The organism is uncultured Brachyspira sp., assembly GCF_944393015.1.
GTDB lineage: Bacteria > Spirochaetota > Brachyspiria > Brachyspirales > Brachyspiraceae > Brachyspira.
Genome location: NZ_CALXYQ010000049.1, coordinates 1 through 20485, shown reverse-complemented (window position 1 = coordinate 20485; position 20485 = coordinate 1). Strand labels below are relative to the sequence as shown.

Sequence of the window (20485 nt, the reverse complement as noted above, 5' to 3'; positions counted from 1 at the left end):
AAAAACAAACTGAAGAAAAAGAAATAGAAGAAAATAAGCAATCAGAAAGCAATACAGAAATAATTAATGAAAATGCAGATAACAGTTCATCAGACAGCAATGCTGAAGATGCATCACTTTTTGATGAAGATGTTAATAAAAAAACAGACAATGAAGCAGATTCCAATGAAACTGTTTCAAAGAAAAAAACAAGAAAAAAGAAAAAGAACGATAATCAATAAAATAATAAAAATTATTGGAGGTAATAAATATGGCAAGTTCTATGGCTTTAGGTATGATCGAAACTAAAGGTTTGGTATCAGCAATAGAGGCAGCAGACGCTATGGTAAAAGCAGCTAATGTTAATCTAGTAGGAAAAACATTAATCGGAGGCGGACTAGTAACTGTTATGGTAAGAGGCGATGTAGGGGCAGTAAAAGCCGCAACAGATGCCGGAGCAGCAGCAGCCGCTAAAGTGGGAGAATTAATAAGTGTTCATGTAATACCAAGACCTCATGAAGAAGTTGAAGGTATTATAAAATAAATAATAAATTAGGAGGTAATAAATATGGCAAGTTCTATGGCTTTAGGTATGATCGAAACTAAAGGTTTGGTATCAGCAATAGAGGCAGCAGATGCTATGGTAAAAGCAGCTAATGTTAACTTAGTAGGTAAAACATTAGTAGGCGGCGGATTAGTAACAATTATGGTAAGAGGCGATGTAGGAGCAGTAAAAGCCGCAACAGATGCCGGAGCAGCAGCAGCCGCTAAAGTAGGAGAATTAATAAGCGTTCATGTAATACCAAGACCTCATGAAGAAGTTGAAGGTATTATAAAATAAATAATTATATTAGGAGGCAATAAATATGGCAAGTTCTATGGCTTTGGGTATGATCGAAACTAAAGGTTTAGTATCAGCAGTAGAGGCAGCAGATGCTATGGTAAAAGCAGCTAATGTTAATCTAGTAGGTAAAACATTAGTAGGCGGCGGATTAGTAACAATTATGGTAAGAGGCGATGTAGGAGCAGTAAAGGCCGCAACAGATGCCGGAGCAGCGGCAGCCGCTAAAGTAGGAGAATTAATAAGCGTTCATGTAATACCAAGACCTCATGAAGAAGTTGAATCTTTGCTTCCTAATAATCCTCATGCTAATAATAGTAGTGATAAACAAGAATAATATAAACAAATAATGTATAGGTTTATTTATGAAAGTTTTGACAGAACAAATGCTGAGAAGTGAAATACTCAATAAAGATGTATCAGAATATTTTATAGAGGAAGGAGTTTTTGTTACACCTTCTGCTAAAGAATATTTGGCTTCCCGCAAAATAGAGCTAAAAATAGTATCTAATAATCATAATCTTGATATCGGAAGTTCTACATCAAGTCCTAAATCTTATGGTATAAAAGAAATAGAAAATATGGGCTACTATATAGATTATGAAACAAATAAGAGATTGGATACTAAACCTGAGAATTATACCCATTTATATAATAATGTATTAGTAGAAAAGAATCACCCTAGAATAATGTTTAGGGGAAAATTAGACAGCATGCTTGCTTTAATAGTAGATATACAATACGAGTTTAAAGAAAGGCATGAGGATAAGTTATTAGAGTATTTGAAAAAATATCAGAAACTTATTCATACAATATTATATTCAGAGGTTTCAAATAAAGGTTTGGAATTTGATACTATATTTGGCTTAACGGAGGAAGAGATAAGAAAAATATCTCATCATCCTAAAGAGTATTTTGGCTGCGATCATATATTTGTTAATTATAATATGCCGTACACTGTTATAAAACTTAATTTAATAAGAACGGCGGTTAGGGAAGCAGAATTAATAGCCTATAATGCTTTGAAAAATGAAAGAGAAGATCTCATTAAATTATTAAATCGTATGAGCAGTGCTATTTATATATTGATGTTAATGGCATATACTGGTAAGGATGTGACTAAATGAATGAACAATCGCTTTTAATTAACAATATATCTGATTCCATTAAGTATGAAATAAATAAGAGAAAGATTATAAAAGTAGAGATATCGGCAAGACATGTTCATTTGTCCCAAAAGGATTTAGAAACGTTATTTGGAGTTGATTATTCTTTGACACCTAAAAGGGAGCTTTCTCAGCCGGGACAGTATCTAAGCGGTGAGAGAGTTAAACTTGTAGGACCAAAGTCTGAAATGCGTAATGTTGCTATATTAGGACCTACTAGAAAAAACACTCAAGTAGAATTGTCTTTGTCTGATGCTAGAGCTTTAGGCGTTAAAGATATTACGATTAATGAATCCGGATATCTTCAAGGTGCAGGAAGTGTAATTATTGTTGGTGAGAAGGGACGCATAGAAGCTAAAAATTCTGTTATAATTGCTAAGAGACATATTCATTTAAGAAAGAAAGATGCTGAAGAGTGGAATATAGAAAATGGTCAGATAGTTAAAGTGAAAGTTTATGGCATTAGGTCTTTAATATTTGATGAGGTTGTTGCAAGAGTAAATGATCAATTTATGCCTGCTATGCATATAGATTTTGATGAGGCTAATGCATGCGGATTGCTTAGTCAGGGTTATGGAGAAATCATTTTATGAGTTTTTCATTTGAACATGTTAATTCACTTATAGATGAAACTACTGAGTGTATAGAAAAAGTAAATGATTTTAACATAAATGATAAATTATATGTAGGTGTAGATTTAGGTACAGCATATATTGTACTAGTAGTTGTTGATTCTAGCGGAAAACCTATAGCTACTGAACTGCAATATGCTGAAGTTGTAAGGGATGGGCTTGTTGTAGATTATTCAAAAGCTTGTTCTATTGTTAGAGAATTAAAAGGAAAATTGGAAAAAAGGCTTGGAGTTGAGCTTGTAAATGCTGCTATTGCTATGCCTCCCGGTGTTAATAATAAATCGGTTGCTACGCATAGATATGTGGCTGAGAGTGCAGGTTTTGAGGTTTTGAATGTTATAGAAGAGCCTGAAGCTGCAAATTATATATTAAATATAAAAAATGGTGCTGTTGTTGATGTCGGCGGAGGTACAACAGGTATTGCTATATTTAATGACGGAAAGATGATATATACTGCTGACGAACCTACAGGGGGAACGCATTTTACTCTTACTATAGCTGGTAACTATGGAATTCCTTTTAATGAGGCTGAAAATAAAAAGAAAGATAAAAACAATTCAAAAGAGATATTTAGAATAGTTATGCCTGTTATACAGAAAGTTGGAAGTATAATAAACAGACATATAAAAGATTATAATGTTGATTTAATATGTTTGGTAGGCGGTACAGTTTGCTTAGATGGATTTGAAGGTATCATAGAAAAAGAAACTAATGTTCAGACTATAAAGCCAAAAAATCCATTTTTAGTTACGCCTTTAGGTATAGCTATGAGCTTAGTAAATAATAACAAGGACTCAGAGTAAGTATGGACGATTTGACATTAAAAAAGATTGTATTAGAAGTAATAAAGCAATTAAATAAAACATGTGTAGATTCTATATTTGTTCTATCTAATGGTTTTTGTTTTAAAAATGAATTGGAAAGTATAGGATATAATTTGAATATTGCTTCTTCTGCAAATGATATTAATATTGATGATTATTCTGCTATTATAATAGATGATTTATCTGCAGAAATTTTATCATGTATATCTAATCTTCTATACAAGAATGAAAATACTTCTTTTATAATTAATGCTTTATTGTCAGGTAAAAAAGTTATAGCATTAAAAAATAATGATAAATTTAATAATTATAAAAATACTGCTTCTAGTCAATTATTCTCTAAGTTATTGGAATTAGAAAGTACAGCTAAATCTTACGGACTTATTATATTGGAAAAAAACAATTTTTTGTCATATTTTAAAAAAGATGCTAAAGAAAATGATGATAAAAATATTGTTAGTTCAGGAAATTGTTGTGACTTTACAGATAAAAGAGTCATTACTAAAAGCGACATAATTGATATTGTTAATGATTATTCAAGCATCAAAGTAAGAAACAATACAATTATTACGCCGCTTGTTATGGATTATATTAAAGAAAATAAAATAAATATTCTATATGAATAAAAAATAATAAAGAGGGATTATTAATGGTATTAGCAAAAGTAATAGGAAGTGTATGGGCTACTAAAAAAGAGGAAGCTTTATCTGGAAGCAAACTTTTAATAACAAGAGTTTTTGAACCGGATACAAATAAGGAATTAAATATTCTTGTAGCTTGCGATTATATAGGGGCTGGTATTGATGATATAGTTATTATCACTTCTGGAAGTGGTGCTAGAAATGCTCAGGGTGATAAGAACATGCTGCCTATAGATGCAGTTATAGTTGGTATAGTTGATCAGGTAGATTTAAATAAATAAAAAATGAAGGTTTATATATGAGCTTAAAAGAAAAAATATATAATGCCGGTATTGTAGGTGCCGGTGGAGCTGGTTTCCCATCACATATAAAGCTGCCGGAAAAAGTAGAATATTTGATAGCTAATGCTGCTGAATGCGAACCACTTTTAAAAACGGATCAATTTCTTATGCTTAAATATGCTGAAAAGATAGTTAAAGCTCTTGCTATCATAGGTAAAGAAGTATCTGCAGAGCATATAATTATAGGCACAAAGAAAAAGTATGTAAAACAGATAGAGGCTTTAGAGGAAGCTATTAAAAAAGAAAATGCTCATATAGAAATAAAGGCGTTCAAAAGTTTCTATCCTTTGGGTGATGAACAAACTTTGGTATATAATATTACTAAAAGAGTTATTAAAGCTGGCGGTATACCTTTAGAGGTTGGATGCGTGGTATTTAATGTTGCTACTTTATGTAATATTTATGACAGCTTGAGCGATAAACCTGTAACTTCAAAATATATGTCAATATTGGGAGAAGTTGAAAATCCTTGTATTGTTAAAGTACCTATAGGAGCAAATTTAAGAGAGATACTTTATCAGGCAAATGTAAAAGATGATAATAAATATGTGATAGTAGGAGGCCCTATGATGGGAAGATATTATCATATAACTGAAACAAGTAATCTTTCTGTCAAAAAAACAACAGGTGCTTTGATAGTTATTGATGAAGATCATTATTTAGTTAAAAAGAAAAAAGTAAATTATTCTAAAATTGTGGCTATGGCAAAATGTTCTTGTATACAATGCAGTGCATGTTCTGAATTATGCCCTAGAAATTTGATAGGACATAAAATTCATCCTCATTTAGTTATGCGTTCTGTTGCTTTTGCCGATTTGGAGAATATAGAAAATAATAGCGAGCATACTTTAGATAAACTTAAAGAAGCGAATTTCTGCTGCGAATGCGGAATATGTGAGCTTTATTCTTGTCCTATGAGTATAAATCCTTCAAATATGAATATATATGTTAAATCTCTTTTGAGAAAAGCTAATATTAAACCTGATAGGAATGTAAAAGATTATGGAGTTCATCCTTCTATAGAATATAGGAGAGTATCAACAAATAGATTGACTACTATCTTGGGATTGGATAAATATTCTCATGTTGAAGTAGATATGGATAATCCTAAAGAAATAAATGTTTCAAAGGTATCTATAGAATTAAGACAGCATATAGGAATGCCTGCCGAAGCTGTTGTAAAGGTGGGTGATTCAGTTAGTGAGGGACAAATTATAGCTGCAGTACCAATGGATAAAGTTGGGGCTAATATACATTCTAGTATAAATGGTATTGTAGAGTCAGTTGATACTGAAAAAATAGTTATAAATGGGGAGAATGTTAAATGAAGTCTATAGGAATGATAGAATTAAATAGCATAGCTAGAGGTATATTAGTTACGGATCATATAGGTAAAGCTGCCAATGTTAAAATTTTAAGATCACACTCTGTATGTCCTGGAAAATATATTGTTATATTCAGCGGAGATGTAGGAGCTGTGGAATCATCTAAAAGAGCAGGTGTTGAAATAGGCGGTGTTTCAGTTATTAATTCTTTTGTTATAGCTAATATTCATGAAACTGTAATAGAGGCTATTAATGGTACTTTATCTGATTTTCCTAGAGAGGCTATTGGTGTTATAGAGTATTTTTCTATAGCTTCAGCCATACAGGGTGCTGATGATGCTGCTAAGGCTAGTGATGTTTCTCTTGTTAATGTAAGGCTTGGTTTTGCTATAGGAGGAAAATCTTATATTACTTTGACAGGTAAGGTAAGTGCTGTTGAAGAAGCTGTTAAAGCTGGAATGAGAAAAGCTGAAGATGAAGGTCTTATAGTTGATTATTGTATATTGCCTTCGCCTATAGATGAATTATATAATTCTATTTTATAATTTTTAGGAGTGATTATTATGAATAAAAATAAAATAGTTTACAATACTCAGAATATTCATGAACTTATAAATTGCAATTCTGATACTATATATGTACCTTCTAATGTTATTTTTACTCCTAGTGCTATGGATATTATAAGATCAAAAAGAATAAAAATAGTATATAGTGATGAAAATTGTGCCTGCAGTTGCAGCAGTAAGGTTTCTAACAATAATGATACCACTGAAATAGTTAAGCAGACAATAAAAATTTTGGTGAATAAATGTAATATAACAGATGAGAAGATTATAAAAAATGTTATAGTTGAAGTATTAAAGAGGATTAATTCATAAAAATTTTTAATGGAAAATTTAAATTTATCTATTGGAATAATAGAGACTACAGGATATATTGCTACAATTAGTGCTTTGGATACTTTATTGAATGCATCTAATGTGATAGTTATAGATAAAGAGCTTATAGGTGCTGGAATAGTTGTTATCATTATAGCGGGCAGTATATCTAATATTAAAGAGGCTATAAAAAGTGCTGAAATGGCTGTAGAAAAGTTAAATGCTAAATGCAGACATACTATCATTGCTAGGCCTCATGATGATATATGGAGTATCATACCTTAATTATTAAAGGAGTTTTACTATTATGGAAGATATGAAAAATATTGAATCTATTGTAAATAAAGTTGTTTGCGATTTATTGAATACAGGTACTGCTTCAGGATATAAATTGGATGATTCAAATACACATAAAAAAACATTAGTGAAAAAATCAATCTCTGATATAGATTCCAATAAAAAGAAGTACGAAGATAATTCTTATGTAACTGATATTTTTAATGAGTATGAGAGATGTCATTTAAAATGCTTGTTAATGGAATTAGATAATACAGATATGCAATGTGTTCTTGGATATGATGAAATTTATTATGTTTTGGAAGGAACTCTTATTATTAATTATGAAGGAAGAAAAATTGAGGCTAAAAGCGGTGAGATTGTATCTGTGTTTAAGGGAGATGCTATAACTTTCTCTACTCCTTTTTATACTAAATTTTTAAGAATCATTAATCCAAAATAATAGTTTATTATTGTTGACAGATATAAACTTATTATTACCAATAAAAATTATTCGCTTAAAATGTATAGCGAATGAATTTGTTATACTCTCACAATTTTTATATTTGTAGCTCTAATATTTAAAAATTATTTTTTGTTATCATCTGCTTGTTTATTCATATTATTGCTAGAGAGTTTATCTATTTAAAAACTTATAATATAACTAATATTTAATTTTTATTAGCAATAATAAATATTTTGACAATTTTTTCTACTATTAGTATAATCATATTCATGAGAAAGAAAAAAAATAAATTAAATGAAAATATAGATGAATTATATAAAAAATCTGTAATAAGAAAATGCCGTATAGAAGAAGATGTTGAAGAAAATACTAGATTAGATAAATATATGGGAGATAGATTTTCTTATTATTCAAGAAATAAATGGCAGGATTTAATAGGTCAGGGTTTAGTTCTTCTTAATAATAGCAAAGTTAAATATACAAGAGCAGTAAAAAAAGGCGATGAGATAGCCTATCATATCATAGGAATGAAAGAGCCTGAAGTAGATAAAAATGTTACTATAGTGTATGATGACGGTGATTTGATTATAGCAAATAAACCTGCTAATTTACCTGTTATACCATCTGGAAAATATTATCATAATACGCTTCATACTATTGTTAAAAACATGCTTAACAGCAATATAAATATGCTAAATAGGATAGATAGAGAAACTAGCGGATGCGTAGTTCTTTCAAGAAGCAGTAAATCAGCATCGAATTTTTGTGCTATGCTTGCAGGAAGAAAAGTAAATGGAAAGCAGTATAAAAGAAATTCAATAAAAAAGACATATATTGCCATAATAGAAAATGCCAAAGATATAGAGGATAAATTCACTGTTGAAGGCTACATGCTTGAAAGCGGACATAAATATTACAGAAGATTTCAAACGCTCCATAAAGAAAATATAGAAGGTTCAAAATATTCAAAAACTTCTTTTAAAACCATAAAAAGGATAGGAGACTATGCTGTTGTTATGGCAAGACTCTATACGGGAAGAATGCATCAGATAAGGGTGCATTTATATTATAAAGGCTTTTTTATGGTAGGCGATAAAATATACGGTAAATATGGCCCTAAAGTTTTTGATGATTTTATAGAAAAAGGTATTATTCCGGAAAATTTTTTCAATAGACAGGCTTTACATGCATATAGCTTGAAATTTAATCATCCAATCACAGATGAAATAATTAAAGTAAAAGCTCCTTTACCCAAAGATTTAAAAGAATTAATAAAAAAAATAAAAAATAATGTAAAAAATAAGTAAAAATATTGTAAATAAACTTGACAAATAATATAAAAGTGCTATACTTATAATTGTAAAGATAATTTACATATATCAATATTTAAGGAGAGTGAATCATGAAAAAATTATCTATCTTTTTAGCATCATTATTTATTTTATCAGCTTCAAGCCTTTTTGCCGACATGGTAGTGCCGCCTTCAGCATTGCCTCAGCAAGCTAATTCATTTATACAGAGAGTTTTCCCTGGCACTCAAATTTGGAAAGTTGAAAGAGACGGAAGAAAATTCGATGTTAAATTATCAAATGGAGTATCCATAGACTTTTTAGCTAATGGAGATTGGGAAAATATAGACAGTGAATATGCTCCTATACCTGATGCTGCTTTTCCTGCTGCTGTTATACAGGCTGTAAAAAATGCATATCCTCAAGCTGCTGTTATAGATGCAGAAAAAGAGTGGGGCAATTATAAGTTAAAATTAAATAATATGATGGAGCTTATGGTAACAGGAAACGGACAAATTATGAGACAAAAATTCGATGACTAATTTTTAATAATTAATGATGTATTTAAATAAAAGCGGTTGAATTTTTACTAATCTTGCCGCTTTTATTTATTTTAAAAATATTATATCATCGGTATTGAATGATAAATTTATTTCTTTTCCAAGTTCATAATCATTTTTATATTTATCTTTATCTAATCTCCAAGTTATTTGATTTTCACTGTTATTAGGTACTAAAGTTATAATATAAGAAAACATATCTTCAGTAATATTTGTTATTTTTGATTTTATATATGTATCATTTTTTTTATTATCATCATAGTCAAAAAAAGAATAAGGACGCATTCCAATATAGTTGGCATTTTCTATATTTTCTAAATTATTATTTTTAATTTCTAAAATGATATTCCAATCAATGCATTCTATTTTTTTGTTTTCTAATATTTTTATTTTTGAAAAATTTTTATAACCTGTGAGAAGTGCAGAGAAATAAGTTTTAGGATTTTCAAAAAGATTATATTTAGAATCTATTATATCGAATTTACCTTTATTTATTATTCCTATATTATCTGATAATCTGTATACTTCATCTCTATTATGCGATACGAATAGAGTAGTGCCGTTAAACTCTTTTATAGTTGATAGTATAAATTTTTCTAGTTCCCATTTTATATGATAGTCTAAAGCACTCAAAGGTTCATCAAGCATTAATATATTAGGAGATGATACAAATATCCTTGCTAATGCTGTTCTCTGCTGTTCTCCCCCTGATATTTCTCTTGGTCTTTTATTTTTTATATGATGTATAAAAAATTTTTTCATGATATATTCAATATCAATATTATTTTTTTTATCTCTTATACCGCATTTAATATTTTCTTCAACAGTCATATTTGGAAATAAAGCATAATTTTGAAATAAAAAACCTACATTTCTTTTTTGAGGCTTTATATTAATATGCTTCTTAGAATCATAGAAAACATTCCCATTGCATTCTATATATCCGCTGTCTGGTTTTTCTATTCCAGCAATGCATTTTAAAGCCATACTTTTACCGCTGCCTGAAGCTCCTAAAATAGAAAATACTCCGCTTTTTACTTCAAACTGTAAATCTAAATCAAAATTAGACAGCTTCTTTTTTATATCAACTATTAAACCCAATATTAAACCTCATAATTTTTATAATCTCTTTTTTATAGTATCAGAAAGAGGAAGTATAACATTCATCATCATTATACTTACAAATGATATTAATACAATTACCATAACCCATTTAAAAGCTAATTCTCTGTCACCAGCCTGAACAGCTGTATATACGGCTAATGACATTGTTTGAGTTTTATTTGGTATATTTCCTGCTATCATTATAGTTGCACCAAACTCGCCCAAAGCTCTAGTAAATGATAGTATAGTTCCTCCAAGTATAGAATGCCATGTGTTTGGAAGTATTACTCTCCAAAATATCCAATTTTCTGATTTTCCTAATGTTCTTGCTGCATTTATTATATTTTTATCTATTTGCTCGAATGCTCCTTTTGAAGTTCTGTACATTAATGGAAATGACACTATAAATGAAGCTAATACTGCACCTCTTAATGTAAATACAAAAGGAAATCCTAATTTATCTACTATGCCTCCTATAAAAGAGTTTATTCCAAAAAATAATAAAAGAAAAAATCCAACTACTGTAGGAGGAAGTACAAGAGGAAGCGTGAATATTATATCAAATAGAGATGAGAATTTCTTGATTTTTACTACTATAATAGCGACATATATTCCTACAAAGAAAGTTATTATTGTAGAATATAATGCCGTTTTTATAGAAAGTATTAATGGAGTATATTCCATAATATTATTTTATTACAGTAAATCCATAATTTTTAAATGCTTCAGCAGCTTTGTCATTAGATATATAGTCTATAAACTTTTTAGCTTCTTCTTTATTTGCTGAAGATTTTACTATAGCTATAGGATAAATAACTTTTTTATGAGTACCTTCAGGAGCTTCCGCTATTATATTAATGTCATTTGCTATTTGAGCATCTGTAGCATAAACTATACCGCAGTCAACTTCTCCAGTACGAACCCAAGAAAGTACATTCCTAACATCAGAACCATAAACAGCTTTTTGTTTAACTGTATCTAATATAGATAAATTACTTAATATTTCTTCAGAATACTGTCCTACAGGTACGCTTTTTGGCTCTCCTAATCCTATTTTACTAACATTGGCATTTGTCATATCTGTGAATGATTTGATATTTAAAGTTGAATTTGTAGGAGATATTAATACTACTTTATTTTCAAGCAAATCTTTTCTTGTATCGGTATCAATTAAATCTTTTTCTTGTAATGCATCCATTTGTTTTTGAGCAGCAGAAAAGAAAATATCAGCAGGTGATCCGGCTTCTATTTGCGTTTGTAATGCTCCGGATGAAGCAAAAGAGAATGTAACAGTTGTTCCTGTTTTATAGTTATTAGCTAATTCTGTAAGTACATCGGTTAAGCTTGCAGCAGCCAATACTAATATCTCTTTATTTTCTGTATTAGTTTTTGCTGTATCATCTGCAGTATTTGAGGAACCGCATGATATAAATAAGTAAGATATTAATAGAGTTATAAATATTATTTTTTTCATAGAAACACCTTTTAATTTATTTTGTTTTATTTTTTGTATATGCTAAATAATTTAATGTCCTTCACCTTTCATCATACTAATAATATGTTCTAATAAAGGAATCATTAAATTAGTACAATATTCAGCACCTTTTTTACTTCCCGGAAAATTAACTACAAATACATTATCATTAATTCCGGCATATCCTCTTGAAAGAGTTGCAAATATTGTGTCTTTTATTGATTCTTGCCTTATATAATCTGATATTCCTCTAACTTCTTTTTTACAAAATGCCTCTGTAGCTTCAGGAGTTACATCTCTTTGAGATAAGCCTGTTCCGCCTGTAGTTATTATAATATCAAAGTTATTTTTATTTTCATTTAAAGTGTTTAATATAGTATCATATTCATCTGGAACTATGACTTTTTCAATATTTGTAATTTTTTCTTTTAGATTATCTTCAAGAGTTTTTACTATAACAGCACCTGATTTATCTTCATAAATGCCTTTAAAAGCTCTGTCAGATACAGTAATAACAAGTATCTTCAAGTTTTATTTCCCCGCCTTTAATAACTCTTACAAATATACCCTTTTTAGGCATAATACAGTCGCCTACTAATTGCTTTATATCGCAGCCATGATGGCATGCCTTTCCTATTTTAGAAACTTCTACTATAGTATCACCTATATACATTTTTGTTCCTATAGGAAGTTTATAAAGCTCAACATCTTTTGTTGTTATATTTTCAGCAAAATCACCCGGTTTGAGATTGGCTTTCATTTTATCATTAGTGTATTCTATATCTTCAATAGCAAGTAAAGAAACTTGTCTGTCTTTTAATTTATCAAAATGGGCATCATTAAGAACGCCTTTATCTTCTACTAGAGTGATACTCTCTACAGGAGTTTTTACCGTACCTGTATCTTTTGATATGTTTAATGAGATTAATTTGAAATATTTTTTTTCCATAATGCAATTCTAATTTTATAATTAAAAAACTATTATTATTTAGAAGTTTATACAAAAAATAAAAATATTCAATATAAAGATAAATTTTTTTTAGAATTTTATTTAAAAATTACAAAAAATTTATTATAATATTATTTGGAGCTATATTTGAACAGGAAAATAAAATGAATAATAAGCAAATATTAGATAAGGCTTTGGAACTTATAAATAATAATATAGAAGCAGAACTAATAAAAATACTTAAAATATCAGGCTCTGCTCCAAGAACATTAGATGCCTTTATGATAGTTTATAAAGAAGATGATAAACAAAGAAGTATTGGTACTATAGGCGGAGGTTTATTGGAATTTGAAGCTTTAAAAGATGTTTATTTATTTTTAGATAACAAAGAAAGTTCTATTAAAAAATATAATTTAACTTCTCAGGAAGCGGGCGGAATTGGTATGGTATGCGGAGGAAGTGCTGAAGTATCATTTGTATATTTAAATGATAATAAAGATATGATAAGTAATTTGAAAAAAGAAATTGAAGATAAAGAAAGTAATGTTTATATATTCGGCGGCGGACATGTATCATATGATTTGGTTGAAGTTTTGTATAAAATAGGTTTTAATTGCATTGTTATAGATGATAGGGAAGAGTTTGCAAATAAAGACAGATTTCCTAATGCTAGTAAAATAATAGTAGAAAATTATGAAAATGTTTTTGATAAAATAACTATTACTGATAAAGATTATATAGTAATAGTTACAAGAGGACATTCTCATGATTATATAGTTGAAAGAAATGCTTTGAAAACTAATGCATTATATATTGGAATGATAGGAAGTAAAAACAAAATAAAAACATTACATGACAGATTAAAAAGTGAAGAAAATTATACTGATGAAATGATAGCAAGAGTGCATGCCCCAATAGGAATAGCAATAGGTGCAGAGAGTACTGAAGAAATAGCAATAAGTATAGCAGCTGAACTTATACTTGTAAGGGCAAAAGCAGAAAATAGAAGAAAGATAAAAAATTAATTTATTATAAATTACAATATTATTCGGAAAGTATAAACTATAAAATATAAGTATTCAATAATTGTAGACATTTACTATTTATAAGTGATTTTACTGCAATTAAAAAAATTTAAATATAATTTTCATTATATTTTTGGAACTATAACTTTATAAAATTAACAAATATACATTGCAATAATAGGAGTTTATATGGCTAGAACTTTTTTACATCCGAATGAAGCTTTGGAATTGGTATTAAAAAATTCTGAAGATTATGGTAATGAAAAAATATCAGTACTTGATTCTTATAATAGAGTTTTGGTTGATGATGTTTATGCTTTGAATTATGATCCTCCTTTTAGTAAATCTTCTATGGACGGATATGCTTATAAAAAAGAAGATGAAAATAAAAATAGTTATGTTTTAATTGAAGATAAAATTATATATGCGGGACTTTGCGATAAAATTGAAGTCAAAAGCGGAGAATGTGTAAAAATAATGACAGGTGCTATGATTCCTGAAAATTGCGATGCCGTTCAGAGAGTAGAGTGGGTAGAAGAAAAAAAAGAAAAAAAAGAAAATGCTAAAACAATTATTAATTTCACTAAAAAAGAAATAACTAATAATGTAATAAAAAAAGGCAATAATAAAAAATCTGGAGATAAAGTATTAGATAAAAAAATGCTTTTAACTAAAGATGTTGCTATACTTGCAGGATTTGGTTATAGTAATATAGAAGTAAAGAAGAAAATAAATACTGCTATAATATCTACAGGTAATGAAATATCAAATATAGGAGAAAGTTTAAAAGAAGGACAGATATACGATGCTAATGCTCCTATGCTTGTTGCTAGAACTTCGGCTTTATCTTGTAACAGCAAATTTTACGGAAAAGTAAATGATGATGAAAAAGAGATAAAAGAAATATTATCGAAAGCATTAGAAGAAAATGATATTGTTCTTATAAGCGGCGGAGTATCTATGGGTGATTTTGATTATGTTCATAAAGAGTTATTAGAGCTTGGAGTTAATCAAATATTTCATGGTGTTGCTATGAAACCCGGAAAGCCTTTGTTCTTTGGTAAATTAGGTAAAAAAGCTGTGTTTGCTTTGCCTGGTAATACGGTTTCTTCTTTTATGACTTTTGAAATAATGGTTAAGCCTTATATATTAAATTGTTTAGGTATAAATTATGATACTAATTATATAAATGCTGTAATTAGTGAAGACTTTAAAAGAAAAGACACAGAAAGACTAGAGTATATACCTGTTCATTTATTTTTTGATGATACAAAATTATTAGTTAAACTTATAAAATATAATAATTCTTCTATGATATCATCATTTTCTGAAGCTAATGGTATATTAAAAATAGATATTGGAATTTCTGATATTGTCAAGGGAAGTATAGTTGATGTTAGATTCCTTTAATAGAGAAATAAATTATATACGAGTTTCTGTTACCGACAGATGCAATTTAAGATGTGTATATTGTATGCCTGAAGACGGTATTATAAAAAAAACACATAGTCAAATTTTAAGCTATGAACAAATATATAATGTAGTTAAAGAGGCTTCTGAATTAGGAGTAAAAAAGGTTAGAATAACAGGAGGCGAGCCTTTAGTAAGAAAGAATATTGATGAGCTTGTAGCTATGATTAGAACTATAGAAAAAGTAGAAATAATAGCTATGACTACTAATGCAGTTTTGCTTGACGGTACTGCAAAGAAATTGAAAGATGCAGGGCTTGATTCAATAAATATATCTCTTGATACTTTAGACAGCGAAAGATATAAGTATATTACTAGAGGCGGAAGTCTATACTATGCTATGAAAGGAATAAAAAAAGCTTCTGAATTAGGCTTTCAATTAAAGATTAATGTTGTTGTTTATGATGAAAAGAGTAAAGAAGAATTGCCATTATTAAAAAAATATGCTGAGAGTATAAATGCTAAACTTCAAACTATTCAGTATTATAATCTTAATAGTCAAAAACTTGATTCTATAGATTATGATAGACCTGCTAGATGTAAATACTGCAATAGAATAAGATTATTATCTGACGGATATTTACTCAGCTGTTTGCATAGTAATATAAAATTTAAAGTAGATTTTAATGATATAAGAGGCTCTATAATAAAATGTATTGAAGGAAAGCCTGAAAATGGTGCTTATAGCGATGCTGAATCATTAAGTATGATAGGCGGTTAATTAAATAAAAATTGAGGTTATAAAATGAATGATAAGTTAACACATATAGATGAAAGCGGTAATGCTAACATGGTTGATGTTGGAGATAAAGATATTGTAAAAAGAACTGCGGAAGCTTCTGGAAAAATATATTTATCAAAAGAAACTCTTAAATTAATAGAAGAAAATAATATAAAAAAAGGAGATGTTATATCTGTTGCTAGGATTGCCGGCATTATGGGGGCAAAACATACTTCTGAATTGATTCCTCTATGTCATAATATTAGTATAGAAAAAGTATCTTTAGATTTTACTTTAGAAGAAGATGGAATAGTTATAAAATCTTATTGCAGATGCAGTTATAAAACAGGTATAGAGATGGAAGCTTTAACTGCAGTTAGTGTTGCTGCTCTTACAATATGGGATATGTGCAAGGCTGTTGATAAGAATATGAGAATATCTGATATTACTTTATTATCAAAAACTAAAAGTTAATATTTTCAAATAAAAAAGCACTGATTAGATTTATGTGTCTAATCAATGCTTATTAATTTTATTTATTAATTAATTTATTTATCAAAATTAATAGGTTTTAATCTATAACTGAATTGAGCTCCTATATTAAAGCTATCAGATCCTACATTATTTTTATCTTTAGGTCCGAAATCATATCCCAAGTATAAGCCTATTCCTACATCTGATCTGCCTGCTGTAGTACTTGAGTCATCTCCAAAGCTATCTGTATAAAAATCAAAAGTTAATTTTATATAAGGTATAACCCACATTTTATTATAACTATTTTGTATGTATCTGAAATCTATATCAGTATAGTGAATACTATATTCTGAAGATGAGTATTCATTATTTCTTATTATTTGTCCTGAAAATGGTATTTTAACTCCTGCACCTAAACCTATAGAAAATTTATCCATATTAAATTTAGGAAGCACACCTAACTGAAAAGTATCAAATGCCATAGTAGTTACTTCTTTGTTTGGTCTATTAGGATAGTAATTTGCAAATGAACTGTAAGCATATCCTAATTCACCTAATATGCTAAAACCAAGACCGTTTTCATAATATGCACCATATCCAAGCTGAACAGTAATTCCGCTGCTGCCATATGCATCTACTTTACGTTTTTCTCCATTTCCAAGAGGTAATCCTACAGAGACTAATACAGGAACATTCACAGCCAACTCAAAACCTCCAGCAGCAAATGCAGAAGCACTCATTAATAACATTAATAAAAATTTTTTCATAATATTTATCCTTAATTATTTATTTTTTATGTTTTTATATTAATATAATAATTTTTTTTTTTTCAATATCAATAATTATTTTTTTTTAATAATCATTGATATTATTTATGCGTAAATAAAGGATGTTTTTTAGTTGAAATATAAATAGAAAATTCGGTCAACTATTTTTTGTTTATTATAATTTAGAATATGTAATATAAAAATAGAATAGGTATAAAATTTTAATGTATATGCTATCATATTATTATCAAAAAACTTAAAATTTTACATAAAAAAGCATTGATTAAATTTTATATATCTAATCAATGCTTATTTAATTTGCTCTATCGATTAATATTAATTAACAGGTTTTAATCTGAAGCTGAATTGAACTCCTACATTAAAACTATCTGCTCCTACATTATTGTTGCCTTTAGGTCCGAAATCATATCCTAAATATAAACCTACTCCAGCATCTGAACGGTCTGATATTGTACCTGATTCTTCATCAAATTCAGGTGTATAAAAATCAAAAGTTAATTTTATATAAGGTATAACAGGCATTTTATTATAAGTATCTGTTATATAATTGAAATCTCTATCTATATAATGATAATTACGTTCTGAAGATGATAATTCATTATATTGTAAAGTATATCCTGAAAATGGAATTTTAACTCCTCCGCCTAAGCCTATAGAAAAATTCTTCGTATTAAATTTAGGAAGCAAACCTAACTGCAAACTATGAAATGACTCAACAATTGTTTCTTTATTTCCTCTATCAGGATAATAATTTGCAAATTGATTGAAAGCATATCCTATTTCACCTAATACACTGAAACCAAGATCATTTTCATAATATGCACCATATCCAAGCTGAGCAGTAATTCCGCTGTCAAAACCTACATCCACTCTACGTTTTTCACCGCTATTTCCCATAGGTATGCCTATAGAAGCTAGAAGCGGAATATTTAATGCTGCCTCAAAACCGCTAGCAGCAAATGCAGAAGCACTCATTAATAACATTAATAAAAATTTTTTCATAATATTTATCCTTAAGTATTTATTTTTTATATTCATATATTATTACAATAATGTTTTTTTTCAATATCAATAATTGTTTTTTATAAATAATCATTGATATTATTTATAATATTGTTTTATCTATTATAATACTAAATATTATAATAGATAAAACTCACTTATTATTAATTAAAATGGAAATAAGAAACTTGATCAACTATATTATTCGATTTATCTAATACATCTTTACTTGCATTCGCACCTTCATTTGCTATTTTAGAAGTATCCTGAGTTATTCTATTTATTTCTATAACAGCAGTATTAATTTGTGAAAGACTGTTTTCTTCTTCTATAATAGCACTTGATATTTCAGTCAATAATGTGAGTACATCATTAACTGATGCTTCTATTTGATTAAGTATGTATGATGAAGCCTGAACGGATGCACTTCCATTTTGTATCTTTTCAACAGTTTCATTGGCTATTGCTGTAATATCTTTAGCGGCATTTCCTACATTTATAGCAAGGTTTCTAACTTCGCTTGCAACGACAGCAAAACCTTTTCCCTGATCTCCAGCCCTTGCAGCTTCAACAGATGCATTCAAAGCTAATATATTAGTTTGGAAAGCTATTGATTCTATTATTTTTGTAATGTCTGAAATCTTTTTACTAGCCTCAGATATTAAAGCCATATTTTCTGATGTGGCATTTATAGCATTTACTCCGTTTCTTGTAGCATTTGAAACTTTTTCACTCATATTTTTTGCATTCCCTGCATTTTCAGCAGTCTCTTTCAATGATGAAAATACAAATTCTACAGATCTAGTTAATTCTTCTAAAGAGCTTGCCTGTGATGTAGATCTATCAGATAAATCTATATTTCCATTTGTAATAATATTAACAGAGTTATTAATTCCGTTTATATTATCTTTCATACTGTAAATAATATCACCAAGTTTATTTTGCATATCATTAAGGGCTCTTATTACATCTCCTGTTTGATCTTTTTTATTTAATTCTTTTTCATCAAAATGAGTATTGAAATTACCTTTTGACATAGATTTTACTATTGAGATAGTATTATCTAATGTATTTGATATAGGTTTTGCTATAATGATAACTAGTATAGCCTCTATTGCTGATAATATTATAAATACAGATATTATTAGTATAAGTAATTTTAATAATGATGAATTTAATTCTTTATTATCTAAACTGACAATTATATTCCAATTACTATTTTTTATTTTTGATGATATATATGATAATTTTTTATCTATCCAAGCGTAATTATTATTATTCATAATATCATTTTTGTATGGAGATATTTCTTTATTGTTGAAAATATTTTCTTTTAATATATAGTTTTCATTTTGATTATATATATACAATCCATCTTTATTTATAATATTTAAATTATAGTTATATTTTTTTGCTTCTTCTAAACCTGAAGATATAATTTTAGAAAAATCTACATCTATTCCTACTACACCGCTGATTTGACCATTAACATATATAGTTTTTGAAAAAGTTAGTACAATAGATTTAGTAACAACATCTATATAAGGTTCAGATACTACTATTTCTCTTGAAGCTATAGCATTTTTATACCATTCTCTTGATGTTTGATCATAGTCGTTTGGCAGCTGCCCAACTGTATTTAATACTGTTCCTCCATCCTTATATGGTATTGTATCAGCATAAAATATATTTATTAAATCAGGCTCATTGTTTATAATATTTTTAAATACGTTTAATAAGTTATCCCTATTTACTTCCTTTTCTACATAAGAATAAAATATATTTATTTTTCCGTATAAAGAAGAAATATTATTTTCTATTTCCGATGAAATATTATATGTATTATATTTATTGGAATTTAAAAATCTTGTTTTATACTGAGGAAAATATGCAATATATATTGCTACACAAATTATAAATAATGCCGCCATATATGGTATTAAAAATTTAAATATTAAACTATTATTTCCAATACCGCTTTTATTATTACCCAACATAAATACAACCTCTCTCTAATTAAATTGAAAACAAAGAAAAATTTTTTTTAAAACTATATTAATATACCTTATTATATAAAAATAGCAAATAGTATATTAAAAAAAATAGTGTTTAAGAGCCATAGATATTGCACACTTTTAGTTTAAAAAAAAAGATGGTATTCCTTATAATTTATAATTTATAATTTATAATTTATAATTGCTACAAATAAACCAAAAGGAATACCTATGAAACAGTATAATACACAACAGAAAAAAAAGAT

The 20485-nt window shown here is 28.1% G+C and carries 27 protein-coding genes and 1 pseudogene; 20 read left to right on the top strand and 8 right to left on the bottom strand.

Features of this window, described 5'->3' with window-relative positions:
- The 16 genes and pseudogenes from Q0K19_RS12690 to Q0K19_RS12615 form a co-directional block, all read left to right on the top strand.
- Positions 1 to 221 (top strand): annotated as a pseudogene (locus Q0K19_RS12690) (BMC domain-containing protein); the annotation flags it as partial.
- Positions 222 to 250: 29 nt separating this feature from the next.
- The gene (locus Q0K19_RS12685) at positions 251 to 523 is read left to right on the top strand and encodes a BMC domain-containing protein (protein ID WP_014488054.1); all 273 of its coding nucleotides are present in this window, start codon (positions 251 to 253) and stop codon (positions 521 to 523) included.
- Positions 524 to 547: 24 nt separating this feature from the next.
- Positions 548 to 820, top strand: a complete 273-nt coding sequence (locus Q0K19_RS12680; protein WP_014488053.1) for a BMC domain-containing protein — start codon at positions 548 to 550, stop codon at positions 818 to 820.
- A 25-nt stretch (positions 821 to 845) separates the two neighbouring features.
- Positions 846 to 1157 carry a BMC domain-containing protein gene (locus Q0K19_RS12675; RefSeq protein WP_297248513.1) on the top strand — a complete coding sequence of 104 codons (312 nt, stop codon included), beginning with the start codon at positions 846 to 848 and terminating at the stop codon, positions 1155 to 1157.
- Between the two features lie 28 nt (positions 1158 to 1185).
- Entirely contained in the window at positions 1186 to 1947 is a 762-nt protein-coding gene (locus Q0K19_RS12670) for an ethanolamine utilization protein (RefSeq protein ID WP_297248511.1), read from the top strand.
- Positions 1944 to 2579 carry a phosphate propanoyltransferase gene (pduL, locus tag Q0K19_RS12665; RefSeq protein ID WP_297248510.1) on the top strand — a complete coding sequence of 212 codons (636 nt, stop codon included), beginning with the start codon at positions 1944 to 1946 and terminating at the stop codon, positions 2577 to 2579. The genes Q0K19_RS12670 and pduL overlap by 4 nt, the downstream gene beginning before the upstream one ends.
- Positions 2576 to 3421, top strand: a complete 846-nt coding sequence (gene eutJ, locus Q0K19_RS12660) for an ethanolamine utilization protein EutJ (protein WP_297248509.1) — start codon at positions 2576 to 2578, stop codon at positions 3419 to 3421. Before pduL ends, eutJ begins: the two co-directional genes overlap by 4 nt.
- A 2-nt stretch (positions 3422 to 3423) precedes the next feature.
- A complete protein-coding gene (locus Q0K19_RS12655; protein ID WP_297248507.1) occupies positions 3424 to 4068 on the top strand; it encodes a hypothetical protein in 645 nt (214 codons plus the stop codon).
- A gap of 23 nt (positions 4069 to 4091) precedes the next feature.
- On the top strand, positions 4092 to 4364 hold the full coding sequence (locus Q0K19_RS12650) for a EutN/CcmL family microcompartment protein (RefSeq protein WP_297248504.1): 273 nt from the start codon (positions 4092 to 4094) through the stop codon (positions 4362 to 4364).
- Positions 4365 to 4381: 17 nt separating this feature from the next.
- Complete coding sequence (locus Q0K19_RS12645; RefSeq protein WP_297248502.1) at positions 4382 to 5752, top strand: 4Fe-4S dicluster domain-containing protein; 1371 nt, start codon at positions 4382 to 4384, stop codon at positions 5750 to 5752.
- Positions 5749 to 6294: a BMC domain-containing protein gene (locus tag Q0K19_RS12640; RefSeq protein WP_014488046.1), complete on the top strand. Its 546-nt coding sequence runs from the start codon at positions 5749 to 5751 to the stop codon at positions 6292 to 6294. Before Q0K19_RS12645 ends, Q0K19_RS12640 begins: the two co-directional genes overlap by 4 nt.
- 18 nt (positions 6295 to 6312) lie before the next feature.
- Positions 6313 to 6627, top strand: coding sequence for a hypothetical protein (locus tag Q0K19_RS12635; protein WP_297248500.1), 315 nt, complete (start codon positions 6313 to 6315; stop codon positions 6625 to 6627).
- 9 nt (positions 6628 to 6636) lie between these two features.
- Positions 6637 to 6912 carry a BMC domain-containing protein gene (locus Q0K19_RS12630; RefSeq protein ID WP_297248498.1) on the top strand — a complete coding sequence of 92 codons (276 nt, stop codon included), beginning with the start codon at positions 6637 to 6639 and terminating at the stop codon, positions 6910 to 6912.
- Between the two features lie 22 nt (positions 6913 to 6934).
- Positions 6935 to 7366, top strand: a complete 432-nt coding sequence (locus Q0K19_RS12625; RefSeq protein WP_297248496.1) for a transcriptional regulator — start codon at positions 6935 to 6937, stop codon at positions 7364 to 7366.
- A 272-nt stretch (positions 7367 to 7638) separates the two neighbouring features.
- Complete coding sequence (locus Q0K19_RS12620; RefSeq protein ID WP_297248494.1) at positions 7639 to 8676, top strand: RluA family pseudouridine synthase; 1038 nt, start codon at positions 7639 to 7641, stop codon at positions 8674 to 8676.
- 95 nt (positions 8677 to 8771) lie between these two features.
- Positions 8772 to 9200: a PepSY-like domain-containing protein gene (locus tag Q0K19_RS12615; protein ID WP_297248493.1), complete on the top strand. Its 429-nt coding sequence runs from the start codon at positions 8772 to 8774 to the stop codon at positions 9198 to 9200.
- 66 nt (positions 9201 to 9266) lie between these two features.
- Here Q0K19_RS12615 and Q0K19_RS12610 read toward each other — a convergent pair whose 3' ends face one another.
- Genes Q0K19_RS12610 through Q0K19_RS12590 form a run of 5 tightly spaced genes read right to left on the bottom strand, consistent with a single transcriptional unit; the run spans position 9267 to position 12745 of the window.
- Positions 9267 to 10319 carry a sulfate/molybdate ABC transporter ATP-binding protein gene (locus tag Q0K19_RS12610; protein ID WP_297248491.1) on the bottom strand — a complete coding sequence of 351 codons (1053 nt, stop codon included), beginning with the start codon at positions 10317 to 10319 and terminating at the stop codon, positions 9267 to 9269.
- A gap of 18 nt (positions 10320 to 10337) precedes the next feature.
- Positions 10338 to 11006, bottom strand: coding sequence for a molybdate ABC transporter permease subunit (modB, locus tag Q0K19_RS12605; RefSeq protein ID WP_297248488.1), 669 nt, complete (start codon positions 11004 to 11006; stop codon positions 10338 to 10340).
- Between the two features lie 4 nt (positions 11007 to 11010).
- Complete coding sequence (modA, locus tag Q0K19_RS12600) at positions 11011 to 11796, bottom strand: molybdate ABC transporter substrate-binding protein (protein ID WP_297248486.1); 786 nt, start codon at positions 11794 to 11796, stop codon at positions 11011 to 11013.
- A 51-nt stretch (positions 11797 to 11847) separates the two neighbouring features.
- The gene (locus Q0K19_RS12595; RefSeq protein ID WP_297248484.1) at positions 11848 to 12324 is read right to left on the bottom strand and encodes a MogA/MoaB family molybdenum cofactor biosynthesis protein; all 477 of its coding nucleotides are present in this window, start codon (positions 12322 to 12324) and stop codon (positions 11848 to 11850) included.
- Positions 12296 to 12745 (bottom strand): MOSC domain-containing protein, encoded by a 450-nt coding sequence (locus Q0K19_RS12590; protein WP_297248482.1) that lies wholly within the window; start codon positions 12743 to 12745, stop codon positions 12296 to 12298. The genes Q0K19_RS12595 and Q0K19_RS12590 overlap by 29 nt, the downstream gene beginning before the upstream one ends.
- Before the next feature lie 164 nt (positions 12746 to 12909).
- On the opposite strand from Q0K19_RS12590, the gene Q0K19_RS12585 reads away from it, so the two are divergent.
- The 4 genes from Q0K19_RS12585 to moaC all read left to right on the top strand — a co-directional run bounded on the left by Q0K19_RS12585 (position 12910) and on the right by moaC (position 16435).
- Positions 12910 to 13770: an XdhC family protein gene (locus tag Q0K19_RS12585; protein ID WP_297248480.1), complete on the top strand. Its 861-nt coding sequence runs from the start codon at positions 12910 to 12912 to the stop codon at positions 13768 to 13770.
- 189 nt (positions 13771 to 13959) lie between these two features.
- Entirely contained in the window at positions 13960 to 15180 is a 1221-nt protein-coding gene (locus Q0K19_RS12580) for a molybdopterin molybdotransferase MoeA (RefSeq protein ID WP_297248477.1), read from the top strand.
- Entirely contained in the window at positions 15164 to 15961 is a 798-nt protein-coding gene (locus Q0K19_RS12575) for a GTP 3',8-cyclase MoaA (protein WP_297248474.1), read from the top strand. Before Q0K19_RS12580 ends, Q0K19_RS12575 begins: the two co-directional genes overlap by 17 nt.
- Before the next feature lie 24 nt (positions 15962 to 15985).
- Positions 15986 to 16435 carry a cyclic pyranopterin monophosphate synthase MoaC gene (moaC, locus tag Q0K19_RS12570; protein ID WP_297248472.1) on the top strand — a complete coding sequence of 150 codons (450 nt, stop codon included), beginning with the start codon at positions 15986 to 15988 and terminating at the stop codon, positions 16433 to 16435.
- Between the two features lie 74 nt (positions 16436 to 16509).
- Here moaC and Q0K19_RS12565 read toward each other — a convergent pair whose 3' ends face one another.
- From Q0K19_RS12565 to Q0K19_RS12555, 3 genes are all read right to left on the bottom strand, one after another.
- Positions 16510 to 17202 carry a hypothetical protein gene (locus Q0K19_RS12565; protein WP_297248470.1) on the bottom strand — a complete coding sequence of 231 codons (693 nt, stop codon included), beginning with the start codon at positions 17200 to 17202 and terminating at the stop codon, positions 16510 to 16512.
- A gap of 336 nt (positions 17203 to 17538) precedes the next feature.
- Positions 17539 to 18225 (bottom strand): hypothetical protein, encoded by a 687-nt coding sequence (locus tag Q0K19_RS12560; RefSeq protein ID WP_297248467.1) that lies wholly within the window; start codon positions 18223 to 18225, stop codon positions 17539 to 17541.
- Between the two features lie 164 nt (positions 18226 to 18389).
- Positions 18390 to 20222 carry a methyl-accepting chemotaxis protein gene (locus Q0K19_RS12555; protein WP_297248465.1) on the bottom strand — a complete coding sequence of 611 codons (1833 nt, stop codon included), beginning with the start codon at positions 20220 to 20222 and terminating at the stop codon, positions 18390 to 18392.
- Positions 20223 to 20485: the final 263 nt, after the last annotated feature.

Coding starts and splice junctions, on each gene's coding strand:
- Q0K19_RS12685 (WP_014488054.1), top strand. CDS start 251: ATGGCAAGTTCTATGGCTTTAGGTATGATCGAAACTAAAGGTTTGGTA.
- Q0K19_RS12680 (WP_014488053.1), top strand. CDS start 548: ATGGCAAGTTCTATGGCTTTAGGTATGATCGAAACTAAAGGTTTGGTA.
- Q0K19_RS12675 (WP_297248513.1), top strand. CDS start 846: ATGGCAAGTTCTATGGCTTTGGGTATGATCGAAACTAAAGGTTTAGTA.
- Q0K19_RS12670 (WP_297248511.1), top strand. CDS start 1,186: ATGAAAGTTTTGACAGAACAAATGCTGAGAAGTGAAATACTCAATAAA.
- pduL (WP_297248510.1), top strand. CDS start 1,944: ATGAATGAACAATCGCTTTTAATTAACAATATATCTGATTCCATTAAG.
- eutJ (WP_297248509.1), top strand. CDS start 2,576: ATGAGTTTTTCATTTGAACATGTTAATTCACTTATAGATGAAACTACT.
- Q0K19_RS12655 (WP_297248507.1), top strand. CDS start 3,424: ATGGACGATTTGACATTAAAAAAGATTGTATTAGAAGTAATAAAGCAA.
- Q0K19_RS12650 (WP_297248504.1), top strand. CDS start 4,092: ATGGTATTAGCAAAAGTAATAGGAAGTGTATGGGCTACTAAAAAAGAG.
- Q0K19_RS12645 (WP_297248502.1), top strand. CDS start 4,382: ATGAGCTTAAAAGAAAAAATATATAATGCCGGTATTGTAGGTGCCGGT.
- Q0K19_RS12640 (WP_014488046.1), top strand. CDS start 5,749: ATGAAGTCTATAGGAATGATAGAATTAAATAGCATAGCTAGAGGTATA.
- Q0K19_RS12635 (WP_297248500.1), top strand. CDS start 6,313: ATGAATAAAAATAAAATAGTTTACAATACTCAGAATATTCATGAACTT.
- Q0K19_RS12630 (WP_297248498.1), top strand. CDS start 6,637: ATGGAAAATTTAAATTTATCTATTGGAATAATAGAGACTACAGGATAT.
- Q0K19_RS12625 (WP_297248496.1), top strand. CDS start 6,935: ATGGAAGATATGAAAAATATTGAATCTATTGTAAATAAAGTTGTTTGC.
- Q0K19_RS12620 (WP_297248494.1), top strand. CDS start 7,639: ATGAGAAAGAAAAAAAATAAATTAAATGAAAATATAGATGAATTATAT.
- Q0K19_RS12615 (WP_297248493.1), top strand. CDS start 8,772: ATGAAAAAATTATCTATCTTTTTAGCATCATTATTTATTTTATCAGCT.
- modB (WP_297248488.1), bottom strand. CDS start 11,006: ATGGAATATACTCCATTAATACTTTCTATAAAAACGGCATTATATTCT.
- modA (WP_297248486.1), bottom strand. CDS start 11,796: ATGAAAAAAATAATATTTATAACTCTATTAATATCTTACTTATTTATA.
- Q0K19_RS12590 (WP_297248482.1), bottom strand. CDS start 12,745: ATGGAAAAAAAATATTTCAAATTAATCTCATTAAACATATCAAAAGAT.
- Q0K19_RS12585 (WP_297248480.1), top strand. CDS start 12,910: ATGAATAATAAGCAAATATTAGATAAGGCTTTGGAACTTATAAATAAT.
- Q0K19_RS12580 (WP_297248477.1), top strand. CDS start 13,960: ATGGCTAGAACTTTTTTACATCCGAATGAAGCTTTGGAATTGGTATTA.
- Q0K19_RS12575 (WP_297248474.1), top strand. CDS start 15,164: ATGTTAGATTCCTTTAATAGAGAAATAAATTATATACGAGTTTCTGTT.
- moaC (WP_297248472.1), top strand. CDS start 15,986: ATGAATGATAAGTTAACACATATAGATGAAAGCGGTAATGCTAACATG.
- Q0K19_RS12565 (WP_297248470.1), bottom strand. CDS start 17,202: ATGAAAAAATTTTTATTAATGTTATTAATGAGTGCTTCTGCATTTGCT.
- Q0K19_RS12560 (WP_297248467.1), bottom strand. CDS start 18,225: ATGAAAAAATTTTTATTAATGTTATTAATGAGTGCTTCTGCATTTGCT.
- Q0K19_RS12555 (WP_297248465.1), bottom strand. CDS start 20,222: ATGTTGGGTAATAATAAAAGCGGTATTGGAAATAATAGTTTAATATTT.